The following is an 18,108-nucleotide window of genomic DNA, read 5'->3' on the forward strand; positions in this document are numbered from 1 at the left end:
GTTTCACCGCTGCGAAAGCACAAGGCCCGCTGCATCGAGCGGGCCTTGTCGTTTGAGTGCGGCGGATTAGCGCGCGGGCGTCGCGGTTGCCGGTGTCAGACCGGCCTCCGTGGCGCGCTGCAACTGATCGACCTGCTGCTGCAATGCGCGCAGCTTGCGTTCCGCTTCGAGCTTGTCGCCTTGCAGCGCAGCCGACTCCGCCTGGAGCTTCTGCTGACGCTCGGACACCTGCGAGTCCTGCTGTTGCGCGAGCGCGAGGTCAGCGGACAGGCGGCTCGCCCGGTTCGACGACACCGCGATCACGCGGTCCAGAAGCGCCGTCTGCGCCTGCAGCCGCGTGCGGCGGATTTCGCCGTCCGCAAGTTCGAAGCTCTTGCGCGCGAATTGGGCGTAAAGCGCCTCGGCGCGGTTTTCGTCCTGCGTCTTGACCACGCGCCACAACTGCGTTTCCTGCTGAAGCGCGACGTAGTAGACCATGTCCTTCGGCAAGAAATAGAGCTTCGCGCCGTAGCTCGCGTTGCGCGTGGAACGCAGTTCGGTGACGCTGCCCGCCTGCACGAGATCCTGCAATTCGGCCAGATTGCCGGCGGTCGGCGCGGAGCCGTCCGCTTTCACGTTCGACAAGTCTTCTGCGGGCAAGGCTTGCGCGGACTGCGCGACGGGTGCGGCGATCGTGTTGCCGAAACCGCCGATAGCGGACAAGACGACGGCGAGCGTCGCGATTGAGATAAGGCGTGAGTGCTTCATGTTGGCGTGATGCCGATAAGGTTAGCGGGCGGCTCGGGCCGTCGTGGTCTGGTTCGAGCGGACGTCGGCCTAACGGTGCTCGCGCGGCGACGTGACGTTGCTGTCGAGCGTCGGTGAGTGCTGGAGCACGGCGTAGAGCGCTTCGACGTTCATCGCGTTCGCGGAAGCGGACGGGCCCGCGCCAGTGTGCTGTGCAGTCGTCCGGGTGCCGTGCGAAGCTGCGATGTGCGATGCATGCTTCGCGTGCGCAACCGTAGCGGCAACGCGCGCGTGGGCGTGTGCGCGATTGACTTTCGTCCGCGCGACCGTTTCGGCGACGCTCGCCTCGCTTCGCGGCTTCATGCGCGCGTGCCGGACCGCGACGCTGCTTGCGGCTGGCTGGGCGCCGACATGCGATGCACCTCGCTCGTCGTTCGCCGACGTCAGCGACGCCGGCTGTTCGCTGCTTACGGGCTTGGATTGCGTGCTCACTGTCGTGACTTTCGCCTCCACGCCGGACGCGCCTTGCGCGACGATGGGCGTGGTTTCCACCGTTTCGGCGGGCGTTGCCTGCGCGTGCGCCGCAGTAAGCGCCGCCGCCGGCTCTTCGCTCGCGGGACGCTGCTTGTACCCGAAAAGCAGCCACGCGATCAGCGCAGCGCACGCAATGGCAATGGCCGTGCGAAGCGGCGTGTGCAGAAAGCCGGAGCGCCCCTGCTCGGGTGTGGGCGCGCTCACCGCGACCGGAATGGGCGTGACGTCGGCCAGCGCTTCTTGGCGTGGCATGGCGGAATCGGCCGCCTGCATCAATTGCAGCATCTTCCGGCGAATCTGGCCTTCCGAGAACACGCCCCACAAGCTGGCGGCGCGATACGGCGAGCCGGCGTCCGACAGGTGCGCCGCTTCGACGTAAGCGGTTTCGAAGCGCGCCGCGCTGATCGAAAATTCGGAGTCCGATTGAGCGGGACGCGTGCGCACAGGCGACCACTCGCGACCGAACGTCAGCGACGGATCGGCGAGGGGGCGTAGCGGCGGCAGGCGCAGCTTGCCTTCGATGGCGATCAGAGGTTCGGTCATGGAGATTCCAGATGCATGGTGCAGCACGCGGGACGTCGCCGCGTCCGGCCTGGTGTGCGTCTCGCCCGGCGAGGCACGGGGCTTCGGGCGCGTCGTGCGGCAAAGCCGAAGTTGACCCGCGATCATACGAAACGCCCGCGCGCCGTGCGACAGGATTACTCCGAAAGACGAATTTTTATAGGACCGCTGATTGACGGATGGCGGCGGCTGTGATTGCAAGTCTTGTGAGTCGTCAAGTAAGTGCGTGAACGTAGCGAAGAGAGACGACATCGACGCCGCCCAGCCGATCCGCTTCGCGGCCGGAGAGCGTCCAGCCGCGCGATTCATAGAAGCCGATCGCCGCCGTGTTCGCTTCGAGCACGGACAGATACAGATGACGCGCACCGCGCGCTCGCGCCCACTCGGCGGCGGCATGGAGCATGGCGCTGCCCGCGCCGCAGCCGCGAAACGCCGGCAGCGCGTGCAGGTTGTCGATCAGCGCGCCGCCGGTCTCGTCCGGCGCGGCGACACAGACAAAGCCGACCGGCTGGCCGCCCGCCTCCGCGATGAGCACGCAGCCCGCGCCTGCCGCGATCTCGGTCATCCGCGCGTGCCAATGTGCGGCGCGTTCATTGGGCATTTCTTGATCGATGAACGCGTCCGGCAGAATGCCGCGATACGCCGAAGCCCAGCTTCGGGCGTGCATCGACGCAATAAGCGCTGTGTCGCCGGCTTGCGCTTCGCGCAGTACCAAGTCAGATAATGTAGGCATGACGTCGGGTATAAGTAAGCAACTTTTAATGTGAGTTACCAGAAATTGGGTGTGATTTGTGCTGCAAACGGCGTGCAGGCGTTAAGATTCAGCTAGACCCACTCTTACAAAAAGTGTCAAGGGTTAACCCTAAGAAATCGGAATTGGCAGCTTCTGCTGCGATTCTCGCCAAGATTCGAGAAAGTCATGTCCACGACCCACGTTGCACCCGCCAATGAATCGAAGTTCAAGTCGGTTTTCCGCGTCGTCAGCGGAAACTTCCTTGAAATGTACGACTTCATGGTTTATGGCTATTACGCCTCGGCCATCGCCAAGACGTATTTTCCGAGCGGCAGCGACTTCGCCTCGCTCATGCTCGCGTTGTCCGTCTTCGGCGCGGGCTTTCTGATGCGCCCGGTCGGCGCCATCGTGCTCGGCGCGTATATCGACCATCATGGCCGGCGCAAGGGCCTCATCCTCACGCTGACGCTGATGGCGATCGGCACCGCGTGCGTCGCGCTCGTGCCGGGCTATGCGACCATCGGCGCGATTGCACCGATCATCGTGCTTGGCGGGCGGCTGCTGCAAGGCTTCTCGGCGGGCGTGGAACTGGGCGGCGTCTCGGTGTATCTGTCCGAGATCGCGACAAAGGGCAACAAAGGCTTCTATTGCTCGTGGCAGTCCGGCAGCCAGCAGGTCGCGGTCGTGTTCGCCGCGCTCATCGGCGTGATCATGAACCGCGCGCTGCCGCCCGAGCAGATGGGCGCATGGGGCTGGCGCGTGCCGTTCCTGATCGGCTGCCTGATCGTGCCGTTCCTCTTCATCATCCGCCGTTCGCTGCGCGAAACCGACGAGTTCCTCGCGAGAAAGCATCGCCCGGACATGGGTCAGATCGCGCGCTCCATTCTGCAGAACTGGCCGATCGTCATCGCCGGCATGGGCATGGTCATCATGACGACCGTGTCGTTCTACATGATCACCGCGTACACGCCGACCTTCGGCAAGGAAGTGCTGAAGCTGTCCGCCATCGACGCGCTCGTCGTTACCGTCTGCGTCGGCATCTCGAATCTCGTGTGGCTGCCGCTGATGGGCGCGCTGTCCGACCGTATCGGCCGCCGTCCGGTGCTGCTCTTCTTCACCATCGCGACGATTCTCACCTCGTATCCGGCGGTGCAGTGGCTGGTCGCGGACCCGTCGTTCGCGCGCCTCCTGATGGTCGAACTCTGGCTCTCGTTTCTGTACGGCAGCTATAACGGCGCCATGGTCGTGGCGCTCACCGAAGTGATGCCGGTCGATGTGCGCACCACCGGCTTCTCGATGGCCTACAGCCTGGCGACGACCATCGGCGGCTTCACGCCCGCCATCTCCACGTACCTGATTCACGCGACCGGCAACAAGGCCGCGCCGGGTCTGTGGATGGGCCTTGCCGCCGTGTGCGGGCTGATCGCGACGCTCGTGCTGTATCGCTCGTCGGAAGCGCGCAACCAGTACAAGACCGCCTGAGTCCGCCCGGGACCGCATACACGAAGCGCCTCGCGTCGATCCGACGCGAGGCGCTTTTCTTTGACGCGGAGCGATTCAGTCGCGCAACGCGGCCGCGACTTCCGCGACGACGCCATTCCAGTCGCCCGGCGCGCGTTGCCGCACGAGTTTCGCCTTCGGGTACCACTCGCTGCGTTTTTCATCGACGCCCCAGCGCCAGTCGGCGGCGAACGGCAGCATCACCCACAGCGGTTTGCCGAGCGCGCCCGCGAGATGCGCGACAGACGTATCGACCGAGACGACCGCATCGAGCCGGTCGACGATCGCGCCCGTATCCGCGAAGTTCTCGAGTCTTCCTTCGAAGCGGTGAATCGACTTCGCCTGCGGATGGGCAAGCAGCACGGCGCGCTCGTCCTCGGTGAGAAACGGCTGAAGCACGATCCAGTCGATGCCTTCGAGCGCGAAGAGCGGCGCGAGCGCCTGCACGGGCGCGGAGCGCGTCTCGCCCGGCTGCAACCGCCCTGACCACGCGATGCCGATCTTGCGCTTTGCCTGACCGCCTAGCGAGCCGCGCCATTTGCGGCGGTAATCGGCGGGCACGACGAGGTACGGCGTGCGCGCGGGAATGGCGTCGAGCGAGGTCACGCCGAGCGCGAGCGGCAGGCTCAGGAGCGGGCAGAACGCATCGGCGCCCGCATACGGTTCGTCGGCGCGGCTTCGCAGTTCGATGCGCGCCGCGTGCGCCGCCGGTGCGACGAGCGGCACGAGCGCGGGCTGCACTTCGAGCAGGAGCTTGCCGACGCGCTTGGCCGCGAACGCCGCGAAGCGCACGAACTGCAGCGTATCGCCGAACCCCTGTTCCGCGCGCACGAGCAGCGTGCGGCCGGCAAGCGGCTCGCCAGTCCAGCGCGGCAGCGGCGGCGCGCTCTCGCTGCCGGGCGTTTTCAGACGCCACTCGTATTCCGGCAGCCCGCGCTCGTAGTCACCGGTCGCGAGCAGCGCGAGACCCCGGTTCAGATGCGCGGCCGGCATCGCGGGATCGAGCCGCAAAGCCTGATCGAACGCGCGAACCGCGGCGGCGTGCGCGGCGAGGGCGAGATGCGAATTGCCGAGACACAGCCACGCGACCGCGTATTTCGGATCGAGGCCGACCGCGCGCTCGTAACACTGAACGGCTTCCTCGTGGCGGTTCAGCTTCGCAAGCGCGTGTCCGAGCCCGAAGTGGCCGGGCGCGAAGCGCGGCTGCGAGTGCACCGTCTTCTGTAGCGCGGGCAGCGCTTCTTCGGGATGGCCGCGCGCGTCGAGCAAATTGCCGAGGTTGAAATGCGCGGCGGCGTAGTCCGGCTCGGCGTCGATGGCCGCGCGAAAGTGCGCAATGGCGCCGGGCGCATCGCCGAGCGCGTTCAGCGCCATGCCGAGATTGTTGTGCGCGCCGGCGTGACGCGGCCGCAGCGCGAGCGCGCGGCGAAAGGCGCGGGCGGCGTCTTCGTGGCGTGACAGCGACGCCAGCGCGTTGCCGAAGTTGTTCCAGGCGGCGGCGTCGTTCGGCTGCAGGCGCAGCGCCTTTTCGAAGGCATCGGCGGCGTCTTCGTGGCGGCCGAGCGCCGTGTACGCATTGCCGAGGTTGTACTGCGCGAGCGGGAAGCCGGGCGCGAGGGTGAGCGCGTTGCGAAAGCGTTCGATCGCGTCGTCCAGACGCCCGAGCGCCTTCAGCGCGTTGCCGAGGTTGAGTTGCAAGGCGGCGTCCGTCGGGCGCAGATCGACGGCGCGCGCGACGAGCGCTGCGGCTTCTTCGTGCTGCCCTTGCTGATGGCGCAGCACGCCGAGGTAATGCAACGCTTCGACGTGGGAGGGTTCGGCGGCGAGCGCGGCCTGATAGTCGCGTTCCGCTTCGGTCAGGCGGCCGTCACGATGGGCCGCGAAGCCGCGGGCAAATACGGTGTCCATGACGGAGAATTTTTGCAAACCCCGCATTTTCCCACACTAGAAAGCGCCGCTCCCGATTCTTCTGTTGACATGTTGCGACGATGGTAACTAACATATGAACACCTATTCATATGTCGATGAGTCTCTGTGGCTTCTTCTTTTCCCGCGCCCAGCGCCGCGACGTCGGATGACCGCGTCGTCCCGCTCGCCGACCTGTTTCGACTGCTCGGCGATCCGACGCGCCTGCGCATCGTGCTGGCGTGCGTCGAGCAGAAGCGCGCGGTCGGCTCGATCGCCGAATCGCTCGGCTTGTCGCCGTCGCTCGTGAGCCATCATTTGCGCCTGCTGCGCGCGGCGCGAATCGTGCGGGCCGAGCGGCAGGGCAAGCAGGTGTTCTACGCGGCGGCGGACCGGCATATCAGCGGCATGCTGGCCGAACTGCTCGAGCACGTCGCCGAGCCGCACTCCGACGCGACCGACATCAACTGACACCGGCTCGACCACGGTCGAGCCATATGAGCACGAAAAACGAGCACGCAATGAGCACGCACACGCATCACGGACACGATCACCACGATCATCACGATCATCACGAGGACCACGAGCACGCCGCCCACGAGGATCACAGCCACGGGCCGGGCGGCCATCATCATCACCATGCGCCGCAGGCGGGGCAGGGCCGCACGTTCGCGCTGGCGGTCGGGCTCAACGTGCTGATCGTCGTCGTGCAGGCGGTCTACGGCCTGCTCGCGCATTCCACCGCGCTGCTCGCCGACGCAGGTCACAATCTGTCCGACGTCCTCGGTCTCCTGCTCGCGTGGGGTGCGGTGTGGCTCGGCACGCGCCGGCCGAGCGCCCGCTACACGTTCGGGCTCGGCAGTTCGTCGATTCTCGCTTCGCTCGCGAATGCGGCGCTGCTCCTGCTCGCGTGCGGCGCGATCCTCCTCGAAGCCATCCAGCGCCTGTTGAACCCTGCGCCCGTCGCGGGGCTCGACGTCTTCATCGTCGCGATGCTGGGCCTCGTCGTGAACGGCTTCTCCGCGTGGCTCTTCATGCGCGGCAGCAAGGAAGATCTGAACGTGCGCGGCGCGTTCATGCACATGGCCGGCGATGCCGCGATCTCAGCCGCCGTCGGCGTGAGCGGCCTCGCGATCATCTATACCGGCTGGTACTGGCTCGATCCGGTGATGAGCATCGTCGTGGTGGCGGTCATCCTGTACGGCACATGGGACCTTGGCCGCGATGCCATGCGTCTCGCGCTCGCCGCGGTGCCGCCGGGCGTGGACACGGGGCGCATTCGCGGCTATTTGTCCGGGCTGCCGGGCGTGCGCGGCGTGCATGACCTGCACGTATGGGCGCTCTCGACGACGGAAAACGCGTTGACCGTGCATCTCGTCATGCCGCAAGGCCATCCGGGCGATGCCTTCATGCAGGGCGTCGTCGCCACGCTGCGGCGCGACTACGCGATGCATCACTCGACCGTGCAGGTGGATGTAGCGGACGGCTGTTCCGAGTGCGTCTTGCAGCACCGCTGACCTGACGCGAGCGCGCACGGCCGCCGACAATCGTGCGAGCGGGCGTACACTAGCTGAAGACCAAATCCGCAAAAACCTGCCGGAGATTCCGTGCATGTTCACGCGCAAGCCCACTCCGAACGACACGCTCGACGTTGCGCCGGTGCTCATCGTCGGTGCCGGCCCGACCGGACTCGCCGCCGCGATGAGTCTCGCGCGCGCGCACGTTCCGGTGCGCCTGATCGACCAGGCGCCGCAACCTTCGCCGTACTCGCGCGCCATCGGCATTCAGGCGCGCACGCTCGAACTCTTCGAGCAACATCGCACGGTGGAGCCGTTTCTCGAACTGGGGCATCGGGCGCGCGTCGCGAATCTCTACTCCAACGGTCAGCGCCTGGCGCGGCTCGACTTCGATCCGCTGCAAACGCGCTATCCGTATCTGCTGTTTCTGCCGCAGTCCGAGACTGAGCGGCTGCTCGCCGAGCATCTTGCAGAGTCCGGCGTGACAGTCGAGCGCGGTGTCGCGCTGACGGATTTCACGCAGGGCTCCGCGGGCATTCAGACGACGCTGCGCCACCAAAACGGACGCGACGAAACGCTGCGTCCGTCGTTTATGATCGCGGCGGACGGCGCGCATAGCTCGGTGCGGCACAGGCTCGATATCGGCTTCGACGGCAAGACCTTCGATCAGACCTTCCTGCTCGCCGACGTTCAGGCCGATGTCGACTGGCCCGACGACGAATTCCACATCTTCGCGTCGCAAGAAGGGCTGGCGGCGCTCTTTCCGATGGGCGGCGGCCGCGCGCGTCTCATCGGCGATTTGCCTTCGCACGAGACGGCTCCCGGCACCGGCGCGCAGAACAGCGGTCCCGACCTCGACGCCTGCCGTGCGCTCGTCGAGCGGCGCGTGCATCATCGCGTGAAGCTCTCGGATCTCGCGTGGTCGTCGTATTTCCGCGTGAACAGCCGCATGGTGGACCGCCTGCGCGTGCAGCGTATTTTCCTCGCAGGCGATGCCGCGCATGTCCACAGCCCGGCCGGCGCGCAGGGCATGAACACGGGCATTCAGGAAGCCTTCAACATCGGCTGGAAGATCGCGCGGCTGCTCGCGGGCGGCGCGTCCGATCGCCTGCTGGACACGTACTACGCCGAGCGGCATCCGATCGAGCGCGACGTCCTGCGCCAGACGAGCATACTCACGCAGATGGCCGAAGCCGGACACGGTCCAATGAAGCTGATGCGCGAACACGTGATGCCCGCGCTCGCGGCTATCGGCCCGCTGCGCGACGCCATGCGCCGCACGGTGAGCGAACTGTCGATCAACTACCGCAAGAGCCCGCTCACGCTCGAACGCGTGCTCGACGGCGGACCGCGTGCCGGCGAGCGCGCACCGGATGCGCGCGTGCATGTCGTCGATGGTCCGCTCGGGCGTCTGCCGGGCGTCGGCTGTCTCTACGATCTGCATGATCCCGGCTGCTTCTCGCTGTTCCTGCTCGTCAGCCCGGCCGGCGAGGACGACATCGCGCTCGCGCCCGCGACCATCACCGTCGCGCACGCCATGCGGGACACCAATGTGGACGGCCTCGTGCAGTCCATCGAGGCCGTCTTGTCGGACGCGGTGCGCATTTGGCGCATCACCGATACCAACGGCGACGACGCGCAATCGCTCACCGAGCACTACGGCCGTACGCGCCCCGCGTTCTATCTCGTGCGGCCGGACGGCTATATCGCGGCGCGCGGGCGCGTGCCGGCGGATACGCAGGCGCTGCTGCGCCATTGCGAGACGTGGTTCGGCGAAGAGCGAGCGAGTAGCGGCGAGCGCGTCGCCGGCCCACAGCCGGAAGAGTGAAACGAAAAAGAAAAACGCCCCGATACTGCCGGGGCGCAATGGGCACTACAGAGAGCCCAAGGATTCTTGAAACGCGGAGTCAGGCGGTCGCCGCTTTCGGCTGAAGATCCGCCTTGTGGAGCGTGAGCGCCTCGCGCAGGATCGGCTCCATCGAGGCGCTTGCTTGCGGGTTATCCAGTGCATTTAAGATAGCAATCCGCATGCGCGGCTCCCAGAAGCGGCGGATGTGGTCCGCCACGCCATCGACCGCTTCGGCGTGATCCGGCATCGAATCGAAAAACTCGCCGATGCGGTTCGCCATCTCGATCAAATTATCCACGTCCATGTGTCATTTTCCTGAAGTCGTCGCCAGATTACGCATGTTGAGCAGTTCGAGCTGCTGGGTGCTGAAGCGCGAGTAGTCCTGCTGCCATTGCGACGTTTGCTCCACCGGCAAGACCTGCACCGCCGTGACCTTGTACTCCGGACAATTCGTCGCCCAGTCGGACGAGTCGGTGGTAATGACGTTCGCGCCCGATTCCGGGAAGTGGAACGTCGTATAGACGACGCCCGGTTGCATGCGGTCGGTGATCTTCGCGCGCAGCACCGTCTGCCCGGCGCGCGACTCGATGCCCACCCAGTCGCCCGTCTTGATGCCGCGGTCTTCGGCGTCGTGCGGATGAATCTCCAGACGGTCCTCGTCGTGCCAGCGCGAATTCTCGGTGCGCCGCGTCTGCGCGCCGACGTTGTATTGCGAAAGGATGCGCCCGGTCGTGAGCAGCAGCGGGTACTTGCGCGTGACCTTCTCCGGCGTCGGCACGAACTTGGTGATGACGAAGCGTCCCTTGCCGCGCACGAATTCGTCGATGTGCATCGTCGGCGTGCCGTCGGGCGCCTTCTCGTTGCACGGCCACTGGATGCTGCCCATTTCATCGAGCTTCTCGTACGACACGCCGTGGAACGTCGGCGTGAGACGCGCGATCTCGTCCATGATCTCGGACGGATGCGTGTAGTTCATCTCGTAGCCGAGCGCGCGGGAAAGCAGAATGGTCACTTCCCAGTCGGAATAGCCCGCGAGCGGCGGCATCACCTTGCGCACGCGCGAAATGCGGCGCTCCGCATTCGTGAACGTGCCGTCCTTTTCGAGAAAGGTCGAGCCGGGCAGCAGCACGTGCGCGTACTTCGCGGTCTCGTTGAGGAAGATGTCCTGCACGACGATGCATTCCATCGACGACAGCGCGTCCGCGACATGCTGCGTGTTCGGGTCCGACTGGACGATGTCTTCGCCCTGGCAATAAAGCCCCATGAACGAGCCGTGCGTGGCGGCATCGAACATGTTGGGAATGCGCAGTCCCGGCTCCGGTTGCAGCTTCACGTTCCACGCTTCCTCGAAGAGCGCGCGCGTCGCGGCATCGCCGATATGACGATAGCCCGGCAACTCGTGCGGGAACGAGCCCATGTCGCACGAGCCTTGCACGTTGTTCTGGCCGCGCAGCGGATTCACGCCGACGCCTTCGCGGCCGACGTTGGCCGTCGCCATCGCGAGATTCGCGATGCCCATCACCGTGGTCGAGCCTTGCGCGTGCTCGGTCACGCCGAGCCCGTAGTAGATCGCGGCGTTGCCGCCGGTCGCGTAGATGCGCGCGGCCTCGCGCACGTGCTGCGCGGGCACGCCCGTGACCGCTTCCGTCGCCTCGGGCGAGTTCTCCTCCAGCGCGACGAAATCGCGCCATTGCTGGAACGCGCGCGGCTCGCAGCGTTGCTCGATGAACGCTTCGTTCAGCAAGCCTTCGGTGACGATCACATGCGCGAGCGCATTGACCATCGCGACGTTCGTTCCGGGGCGCAGCGCGAGATGATGCGACGCCTTCACATGCGGCGTATCGACGATATCGATGCGGCGCGGATCGATCACGATCAGCGTCGCGCCTTCGCGCACGCGGCGCTTCAGGCGCGAGGCGAAGACCGGATGGCCGTCGGTCGGATTCGCGCCCATCACCACGATCACGTCCGACTTTTCGATGGACGCGAACGTCTGCGTGCCGGCGGATTCGCCGAGCGTCGTTTTGAGGCCGTAGCCGGTCGGCGAATGGCAGACGCGCGCGCAGGTATCGACGTTGTTGTTGCCGAACGCCGCGCGCACGAGCTTCTGCACGAGATACGTCTCTTCGTTCGTGCAGCGCGACGACGTGATGCCGCCAATCGAATCGCGTCCGTACTTGTCCTGAATGCGGCGGAATTCGCTCGCCGCATAGTTGATCGCTTCGTCCCACGACACTTCGCGCCACGGATCGGTGATCTTCGCGCGGATCATCGGCTTCGTGATGCGGTCCTTATGCGTCGCATAGCCCCACGCGAAGCGGCCCTTCACGCAGGCGTGGCCTTCGTTCGCCTGGCCATTCTTGTTCGGCGTCATGCGCACGACGGTGTTGCCCTTCATCTCCGCCTTCAGCGAGCAGCCGACGCCGCAGTAAGCGCAGGTCGTGACGACCGAATGCTCCGCCTGGCCGAGCATGATGACGCTCTTCTCCTGAAGCGTCGCGGTCGGGCACGCGGCGACGCACGCGCCGCACGACACGCATTCCGATTCCATGAACGGCACGTTTTCGCTTGCCGCCACGCGCGATTCGAAACCGCGTCCGGCGATCGTCAGCGCGAACGTGCCTTGCGTTTCCTCGCACGCGCGCACGCAGCGATTGCAGACGATGCACTTCGACGGATCGTAGGTGAAGTACGGGTTCGACTCGTCCTTCTTGTCCTTCAGATGGTTCGCGCCTTCGTAGCCGTAGCGCACTTCGCGCAGGCCGACGACGCCCGCCATGTCCTGCAGTTCGCAGTCGCCGTTGGCGGGGCAGGTGAGGCAATCGAGCGGGTGATCGGAGATATACAGCTCCATCACGTTACGGCGCAGCAGTTGCAGCTTGTCGCTTTGCGTGCGCACTTTCATGCCCGCTTCGACAGGCGTCGTGCAGGACGCCGGATAGCCGCGCTTGCCTTCGATCTCCACGAGGCACAGACGGCACGAGCCCCACGGTTCGAGCGAATCGGTGGCGCAGAGCTTCGGCACATTGACGCCGGCTTCTATGGCGGCCCGCATCACGGACGTGCCCGCGGGCACCGTGACCGACTGGCCGTCGATGTCGAGCGTCACGTCGATGTCGGCGTGGCGCAGCGGCGTGCCGTAGTCGGTCTCGTCGAACGGATCGCGGCGTTGCACCGATGCCGCGCTCTTGCACGCGCAGTTGCCCGAACCGCAGCCGTTAATGGTGTTGGACATGTTCTGTGTCTCCCTGCTTTTATGCAGCTTTCCGTGCCGGCGTGCGGGGCAGGCCGAAGTCTTCGGGGAAATGATCGAGCGCGGAGAGCACGGGGAACGGCGTCATGCCGCCCATCGCGCAGAGCGAGCCGCCGACAATCGTGTCGCAGAGTTCGCGCAGAAGCGTGATTTGTTTGACCGACGTATCGCCTTCCCGAATCTTGGCGATGACTTCCTCGCCGCGCGTCGAACCGATGCGGCAGGGCGTGCACTTGCCGCATGACTCGATGGCGCAGAAGTGCATCGCGTATTGCGCGAGTTCGGCGAGGTTCGAGGTGTCGTCGTGAATCACGAGGCCGCCGTGACCGACCACCGCGCCGACCTTCGCATACTCTTCGTAATCGAGCGGAATGTCCCACTGGCTCTCCGGCAGATACGTGCCGAGCGGGCCGCCCACTTGCACCGCGCGCGCTGGCCGGCCGCTCGCCGTGCCGCCGCCGAAATCGCGGATGAGTTCGCGCAGCGTCACGCCAAACGCAAGTTCCACGAGCCCGCCTCGCATCACGTTGCCCGCAAGCTGGAAGGGCAGCGTGCCGCGCGAGCGGCCCATGCCGTAGTCGCGATAGAACGCTGCGCCCTTCGCGAAGATGATCGGCACCGTTGCGAGCGTGATGACGTTGTTGATGACGGTCGGCTTGCCGTAGAGACCGGTGAGCGCCGGCACCGGCGGCTTCGCGCGCACGATGCCGCGCTTGCCTTCGAGCGATTCGAGCAGCGCCGTTTCCTCGCCGCAGACATACGAGCCCGCGCCCTTGGCGACGTAAAGCTCGAATGCGTGCGACGTGCCGAGCACGCTCGCGCCGAGCCATCCGGCATCGCGTGCGTTGTCGATTGCGCGATTAAGCGTCGCGATGGAATGCGGATATTCGCTGCGGACGTAGATATAACCTTTGGTCGCGCCGGTCGCGACGCCCGCGATGATCATGCCTTCGATCAGCATGTACGGATCGCTTTCCATCACGAGCCGGTCGGAGAACGTGCCGGAGTCGCCTTCGTCCGCGTTACAGACGATGTACTTCTGGTCGGCCAGCGCCGCGCGCACCGTCTTCCACTTGATGCCAGCCGGGAACGCCGCGCCGCCGCGCCCGCGCAGGCCGGAATCGGCGAGCGCCTCGCACACTGCGTCGCCGTTCATCGCGAGCACGTTGCGCAGACCTTGCAGGCCGCCGAGCGATACATAGTCGTCTATCGAAAGCGGGTCCGTGATGCCGATGCGCGCGAAGGTCAGCCGCTGCTGCTTTTTCAGATACGGAATCTCGTCGACGACGCCGACGCTCTTCTCGTGCGCGCCGCCTTCGTGAAAGCCTGCATCGAAAAGAGCGGCGATATCGGCTTCTTCGACGTTCGCGTAGCCGACGCGCCCTTGCGCCGTTTCCACTTCGACGAGCGGCTCGAGATAGAGCAGCCCGCGCGATCCGTTGCGCACGATTTGGACGTCGATGCCGCGCTGCTGCGCTTCGCTCGCGATGGCCTTGGCGATGCGGTCAGCACCGAGCGCGAGCGCGGACGAGTCGCAGGGAACGTAGATGCGCGTCATGCCGTCACCTCGCTGCTTTGCCTGGCCGCGTCGTACAGGCGATCGAATTTCTGCAGTGTCACTTTGGCGTGCAGTTCGCCGTTGATGGTCATGGCGGGCGAGAGCGCGCACTGGCCGAGGCAATACACGGACTCCAGTTCGGTGTCCTCTGCGTGGCCGCTATCGAAGCGACAGCCCGTGTGGCCTTCGATGTGATCCTTTAGCGCCTCGGTGCCCATGCTGCGGCACGCTTCCGCGCGGCACAGCTGCACGGTCACGCGCGCAGGCGGCGCCGAGCGGAAGTGGTGATAGTAGGTGATCGTGCCGTGAACCTCGGCGCGCGAAAGCGACAGCGCGCGGGCGAGCGGCGCGACGACTTCGGCCGGCACGAAGCCGGTTTCGTCCTGAATGGCGTGCAGGATCGTCATCAACGTCGCGCCTTGCACGGCGTGGCGGCGCACGAGTTCGTCTGCGTCGGCGGCGGACATCTGCGGATGTGTCATGGGGCTCCTCCGAGGCTCGGCATATGTTTTATCGGTGCATATTTCAGTCATATAATCGAAGCGCCGAGCCCGTGAAGCAACAATAGGCGTCGTGATATATCTTGGCAATAGGAAAGGACGATACATATGGTGGACGTCACCTGCCGCGCTGAACTGATCCTGAGAGACCCCGATGGCCGGGAAACCAGTCTCAGCGCGGTTGTCCCGCTTCTTCAGCTCGTGGCGCAGACGGGGAGCATCGCGAACGCGGCGAGCGCTAAGGGTTTGTCCTATCGCCACGCGTGGGGCTTGCTGCGCGAAATCGAGGCGCGGCTGGGCGGCGCGCTCATCACGAAATCGCGCGGGCGCGGCTCGGTGTTGTCGGAACTCGGCGAGTCCGTTCTGCGTGCGCAGCGTCTCTGCGGCGACCGCCTCGAAGCGCCGTTGCAGGCAGTCGCCGCCGATGTCGCCGACGAACTGAATCGCCGGCTCGCGGGCGAGATATCTGACTTGCGCATCCACGCGTCGCACGGCTATGCGGTGGCGACGCTCGTGCGCGCGCTCGGCGAACGGCGCGTGCCGGTGGACATCAAGTATCGGGAGAGCGCGGAAGCGGTGAGGGCGCTTGCGCGCAGCGAATGCGAACTCGCCGGTTTTCATTTGCCGATAGGTGAATTCCGCTCGACGTGCGCGGAAATCTACCGGCCGTATCTCGATCCGAAGAAGCATCAGCTCATTCGTCTCACGCGGCGCACGCAGGGCCTTTTCCTGCCGAAGGGCAATCCGAAGCACATCACCGGCTTGCGCGATCTCGCGCGCAGCGACGTGCGGTTCGTCAACCGGCAGCCCGGCTCGGGCACGCGCATGCTGCTCGACTTGTCGTTGCGCGGCGTGGGCGTCGATCCCGACGAGATCAACGGCTACGCGTCCACGGAACTCACGCATTCGGCGATCGCCGCGTTCGTCGCGAGCGGCATGGCGGATCTGGGCTTCGGCGTGAAGCCCGCCGCGCAGCACTTCGGACTCGATTTCATCCCGATCATCGACGAGGATTATTTCTTCGCCTGCGAGCGTGCGCGGCTCGACGAACAGCGGCTCGTGAGCGTGCTCGGCGTGCTGCGCAGCGCGGCGTTCAACGAAAGCGTGGCGCATCTCGGCGGCTACGATCCGCAACGCTGCGGGGCGCTCGTGGAGGTCGACGAAGGGCTTCGCGGTTGATGTGACGCCGGTCACGAAACGGACGGTAAGACGAATCTTTCCCCCGAAACCGCCCGGCTCGGCGAATTGCGTTAACCTAGCGGCTTCGGTTTTTGGTTTCACGTTCCATACGTTCCATCCGTTTGATAAGCGGCTTTGCCGCGCGCACATCGCCATGAAATTCACGTTGCTTGCATCGCTCTCGGCCGCACTTGTCGCTGGCGCCGTTTCTCTCGTTCCCGCCGCGTTCGCGCAGAATTCGCCCGGCATTCCCGGCGGCGTGCTGCAGGACAACTTCCGCATCAACGAGCATCCGCAGATGCCGTTCGCTGCATCCGCGCCGTCGGACAAGTATCAGCGCGGCACGTCCGCCATGCGTCGCCGGGGCGACAACGGCGATCCCGACGGCTGCAACCTCAAGTGCCCGAAAGACGGCTCCAACTAAAGCCGGATGAATCGCGGCGCGTGCAATGCGCGCCGTCAAGCTGCCTTCGGTCGGCTTTTGTCGCGGCTTTTGTCCCATCTATCGGCGCCATGTGCGCGCCGCCGCATACCGCGCGCAATGATTTCAGCAGCGACCGAAAAACGCTACGAGATGGCCGACGCCCCATGGGAGGCGAGGAGTACCTTGATCGACGTGTCATCGATCAGGCGTTCGATGCGCACAGCCGTTTTTCTCCGACTTTAATAACCATAAAAACAGGAAGTGCGCGGCTGCCCCGATAACGCGAATCACTGCGCGGCAGGCGGCGACGGACGTCACGCAACCTTGCGGCTTGACGTGCCCACGAACGCACTTCGGACCACCGAGGGACCGTACACATGCGAATTCTCCAGGTCATACTGGCGCCTCGCCTTTCGGGGGCGGAAGTTCTCGCCAAGGGCGTCGCGATCGGTCATCAGCGCGCGGGACACAGCGTCTCGATCGCCTCGCTGATGCCCGAGCACGACGACTTCCGGCACATCAGCGCAGAGCTGCGCGCGCACGGCGTTTCGTGCGTTTTCCCGGCGAAGAATCCGACGAAGCTGGGCCGGCTGCTTTTTCTGCATCGCGCGATCCGGTCGTTCAAGCCCGACATCATCTTCGCGCACGCGACGATTCCCGCGCTCTACGTGCGCGCCTTGCCGACGCGCGTGCCGATCGTCTGGGTCATGCACTCGGGCGCGAACGACTTCGCCAATGCCGCTCTCATGCGCGCGGAGCGCCTGCTGTCGAATCGCGCGAAGGCGGTGATCGGCGTGTCGCAGAAAAATATCGACGACTACGTGAAGGAGATCGGCCTGCATCCGTCGATGATCGTGGTGCCGAACGGCGTCGATGTCTCGCGCTTCGCCGACGATGCCGGACCGCGCGTCCCCGTCGCGCACAAGCAGATCGTGCAGGTGGGCCGCTATATTCCCGAGAAGAACCAGTTGCAGACGGTCGATGCGTTCGCGCACGTCGCGCGCGCCGATCGCGATGCGCGGCTCCTGCTGTGCGGCGTCGTCGAGAACCTCGACTATCACGCGGCGGTCGTGGAGCGCGTGGCGCAACTGGGGCTGAAGGATCGCGTGTCGATTCAGGGGCCGCAGCAGAACGTCGCGCAGATCCTGCGGGCATCGACCGTGTTCGCGATGCCGTCGAGCTTCGAGGCGCATAGCATCGGCTTTTTGGAGGCGCTTGCATCGGGCATTCCGGTGGTGGGCAACGCCATTGCGTCGTTTGCTTTCGCGGGCGGCTTTCCGGGAGTGCAACTGCTCGATACGAGCGATACCGCCGCCTACGGCCGCGCGCTTCTCGAAGCGCTCTCGCAGCCGCGCGCGACGCGTCCGCTGCAAGGTCTGACGCTGCAAAGCACGGCGGACCGGTATCTCGCGATTGCGCGCGATGTGCTGGATCTGCGCGTGGGCCTTACTTGAACGGGAATGGTTGAAGGAGGGTGCGCTGCCTTGCGGCGGAAGGTGGCGCGTTTTATTCGCCGCTTTAGTAGGCGAGCGTTTCAAGGCGGAGTGATTCGGAGTTAAGCCCGGGCGAATCGCTTTAGTCCGCGCGTCGGCCTAAGTTAAACGACTGTTTTGTAAGAGCACGCGCTGCCCGATGCAAAGAAAGCAGCGCGTTCCATCTTCGCCGCTCCAGTAGGCGAGCGTCTCGATCAAGAGAGATTCCAAGTTAGGCCGGGCAAATTGCGCTGATCTGCGCGTAGGTTTGGGCTCATAGGCAATGCTTTAGGAGCGCGCGCTGCCCAACGAAAGCGGCGGCACGTCTTTAGTCGCCGCCCAGCAGGCGAGCGTCTTAAGCCAGAGCGATTCCGAGACAAGCCGGGCAGATCGCTCT

Annotated in this window: 15 protein-coding genes; 7 read left to right on the top strand and 8 right to left on the bottom strand. The window is 65.4% G+C overall.

Going from position 1 to position 18,108, the window contains the following annotated elements; translation table 11 throughout:
* Positions 1–66 precede the first annotated feature (66 nt).
* From P9239_RS08255 to P9239_RS08265, 3 genes are all read right to left on the bottom strand, one after another.
* Positions 67–747: a DUF2968 domain-containing protein gene (locus P9239_RS08255; protein WP_309750008.1), complete on the bottom strand. Its 681-nt coding sequence runs from the start codon at positions 745–747 to the stop codon at positions 67–69.
* A 69-nt stretch (positions 748–816) separates the two neighbouring features.
* On the bottom strand, positions 817–1,803 hold the full coding sequence (locus tag P9239_RS08260) for a hypothetical protein (RefSeq protein ID WP_309750009.1): 987 nt from the start codon (positions 1,801–1,803) through the stop codon (positions 817–819).
* Between the two features lie 232 nt (positions 1,804–2,035).
* The gene (locus tag P9239_RS08265) at positions 2,036–2,554 is read right to left on the bottom strand and encodes a GNAT family N-acetyltransferase (protein ID WP_309750010.1); all 519 of its coding nucleotides are present in this window, start codon (positions 2,552–2,554) and stop codon (positions 2,036–2,038) included.
* Between the two features lie 186 nt (positions 2,555–2,740).
* On the opposite strand from P9239_RS08265, the gene P9239_RS08270 reads away from it, so the two are divergent.
* Positions 2,741–4,036, top strand: a complete 1,296-nt coding sequence (locus tag P9239_RS08270; protein ID WP_309750011.1) for an MFS transporter — start codon at positions 2,741–2,743, stop codon at positions 4,034–4,036.
* A gap of 75 nt (positions 4,037–4,111) precedes the next feature.
* Here P9239_RS08270 and P9239_RS08275 read toward each other — a convergent pair whose 3' ends face one another.
* Positions 4,112–5,962: a tetratricopeptide repeat protein gene (locus P9239_RS08275; RefSeq protein WP_309750013.1), complete on the bottom strand. Its 1,851-nt coding sequence runs from the start codon at positions 5,960–5,962 to the stop codon at positions 4,112–4,114.
* A 126-nt stretch (positions 5,963–6,088) separates the two neighbouring features.
* Here P9239_RS08275 and P9239_RS08280 point away from each other — a divergent pair, with 126 nt between their 5' ends.
* The 3 genes from P9239_RS08280 (at position 6,089) to P9239_RS08290 (ending at position 9,304) form a co-directional block, all read left to right on the top strand.
* Positions 6,089–6,430, top strand: coding sequence for a metalloregulator ArsR/SmtB family transcription factor (locus tag P9239_RS08280; RefSeq protein WP_309750014.1), 342 nt, complete (start codon positions 6,089–6,091; stop codon positions 6,428–6,430).
* Positions 6,431–6,480: 50 nt separating this feature from the next.
* Entirely contained in the window at positions 6,481–7,476 is a 996-nt protein-coding gene (locus tag P9239_RS08285; RefSeq protein WP_309750015.1) for a cation diffusion facilitator family transporter, read from the top strand.
* A gap of 94 nt (positions 7,477–7,570) precedes the next feature.
* Entirely contained in the window at positions 7,571–9,304 is a 1,734-nt protein-coding gene (locus P9239_RS08290; RefSeq protein ID WP_309750016.1) for an FAD-dependent monooxygenase, read from the top strand.
* Positions 9,305–9,383: 79 nt separating this feature from the next.
* Here the strand turns inward: P9239_RS08290 and P9239_RS08295 are convergent, their stop codons facing one another.
* The 4 genes from P9239_RS08295 to P9239_RS08310 are packed head-to-tail and all read right to left on the bottom strand — an operon-like array spanning position 9,384 to position 14,618.
* A complete protein-coding gene (locus P9239_RS08295; RefSeq protein ID WP_309750017.1) occupies positions 9,384–9,629 on the bottom strand; it encodes a formate dehydrogenase subunit delta in 246 nt (81 codons plus the stop codon).
* Between the two features lie 3 nt (positions 9,630–9,632).
* Entirely contained in the window at positions 9,633–12,560 is a 2,928-nt protein-coding gene (fdhF, locus tag P9239_RS08300; protein ID WP_309750018.1) for a formate dehydrogenase subunit alpha, read from the bottom strand.
* 19 nt (positions 12,561–12,579) lie between these two features.
* On the bottom strand, positions 12,580–14,136 hold the full coding sequence (locus P9239_RS08305; protein WP_309750019.1) for an NADH-ubiquinone oxidoreductase-F iron-sulfur binding region domain-containing protein: 1,557 nt from the start codon (positions 14,134–14,136) through the stop codon (positions 12,580–12,582).
* Positions 14,133–14,618: an NAD(P)H-dependent oxidoreductase subunit E gene (locus P9239_RS08310; protein ID WP_309750020.1), complete on the bottom strand. Its 486-nt coding sequence runs from the start codon at positions 14,616–14,618 to the stop codon at positions 14,133–14,135. The genes P9239_RS08305 and P9239_RS08310 overlap by 4 nt, the downstream gene beginning before the upstream one ends.
* A gap of 126 nt (positions 14,619–14,744) precedes the next feature.
* Here P9239_RS08310 and P9239_RS08315 point away from each other — a divergent pair, with 126 nt between their 5' ends.
* The 3 genes from P9239_RS08315 to P9239_RS08325 all read left to right on the top strand — a co-directional run bounded on the left by P9239_RS08315 (position 14,745) and on the right by P9239_RS08325 (position 17,693).
* Positions 14,745–15,815 carry a substrate-binding domain-containing protein gene (locus tag P9239_RS08315; RefSeq protein WP_309750021.1) on the top strand — a complete coding sequence of 357 codons (1,071 nt, stop codon included), beginning with the start codon at positions 14,745–14,747 and terminating at the stop codon, positions 15,813–15,815.
* A gap of 154 nt (positions 15,816–15,969) precedes the next feature.
* Positions 15,970–16,239: a hypothetical protein gene (locus tag P9239_RS08320; protein WP_309750022.1), complete on the top strand. Its 270-nt coding sequence runs from the start codon at positions 15,970–15,972 to the stop codon at positions 16,237–16,239.
* 377 nt (positions 16,240–16,616) lie between these two features.
* Positions 16,617–17,693, top strand: coding sequence for a glycosyltransferase family 4 protein (locus tag P9239_RS08325; RefSeq protein ID WP_309750023.1), 1,077 nt, complete (start codon positions 16,617–16,619; stop codon positions 17,691–17,693).
* Positions 17,694–18,108: the final 415 nt, after the last annotated feature.

This window comes from Caballeronia sp. LZ062 (assembly GCF_031450785.1).
In the GTDB taxonomy this organism is placed as follows: Bacteria; Pseudomonadota; Gammaproteobacteria; order Burkholderiales; family Burkholderiaceae; genus Caballeronia.

Coding starts and splice junctions, on each gene's coding strand:
- P9239_RS08265 (WP_309750010.1), bottom strand. CDS start 2,554: ATGCCTACATTATCTGACTTGGTACTGCGCGAAGCGCAAGCCGGCGAC.
- P9239_RS08295 (WP_309750017.1), bottom strand. CDS start 9,629: ATGGACGTGGATAATTTGATCGAGATGGCGAACCGCATCGGCGAGTTT.
- P9239_RS08310 (WP_309750020.1), bottom strand. CDS start 14,618: ATGACACATCCGCAGATGTCCGCCGCCGACGCAGACGAACTCGTGCGC.
- P9239_RS08255 (WP_309750008.1), bottom strand. CDS start 747: ATGAAGCACTCACGCCTTATCTCAATCGCGACGCTCGCCGTCGTCTTG.
- P9239_RS08325 (WP_309750023.1), top strand. CDS start 16,617: ATGCGAATTCTCCAGGTCATACTGGCGCCTCGCCTTTCGGGGGCGGAA.
- P9239_RS08305 (WP_309750019.1), bottom strand. CDS start 14,136: ATGACGCGCATCTACGTTCCCTGCGACTCGTCCGCGCTCGCGCTCGGT.
- P9239_RS08290 (WP_309750016.1), top strand. CDS start 7,571: ATGTTCACGCGCAAGCCCACTCCGAACGACACGCTCGACGTTGCGCCG.
- fdhF (WP_309750018.1), bottom strand. CDS start 12,560: ATGTCCAACACCATTAACGGCTGCGGTTCGGGCAACTGCGCGTGCAAG.
- P9239_RS08270 (WP_309750011.1), top strand. CDS start 2,741: ATGTCCACGACCCACGTTGCACCCGCCAATGAATCGAAGTTCAAGTCG.
- P9239_RS08315 (WP_309750021.1), top strand. CDS start 14,745: ATGGTGGACGTCACCTGCCGCGCTGAACTGATCCTGAGAGACCCCGAT.
- P9239_RS08320 (WP_309750022.1), top strand. CDS start 15,970: ATGAAATTCACGTTGCTTGCATCGCTCTCGGCCGCACTTGTCGCTGGC.
- P9239_RS08275 (WP_309750013.1), bottom strand. CDS start 5,962: ATGGACACCGTATTTGCCCGCGGCTTCGCGGCCCATCGTGACGGCCGC.
- P9239_RS08285 (WP_309750015.1), top strand. CDS start 6,481: ATGAGCACGCACACGCATCACGGACACGATCACCACGATCATCACGAT.
- P9239_RS08260 (WP_309750009.1), bottom strand. CDS start 1,803: ATGACCGAACCTCTGATCGCCATCGAAGGCAAGCTGCGCCTGCCGCCG.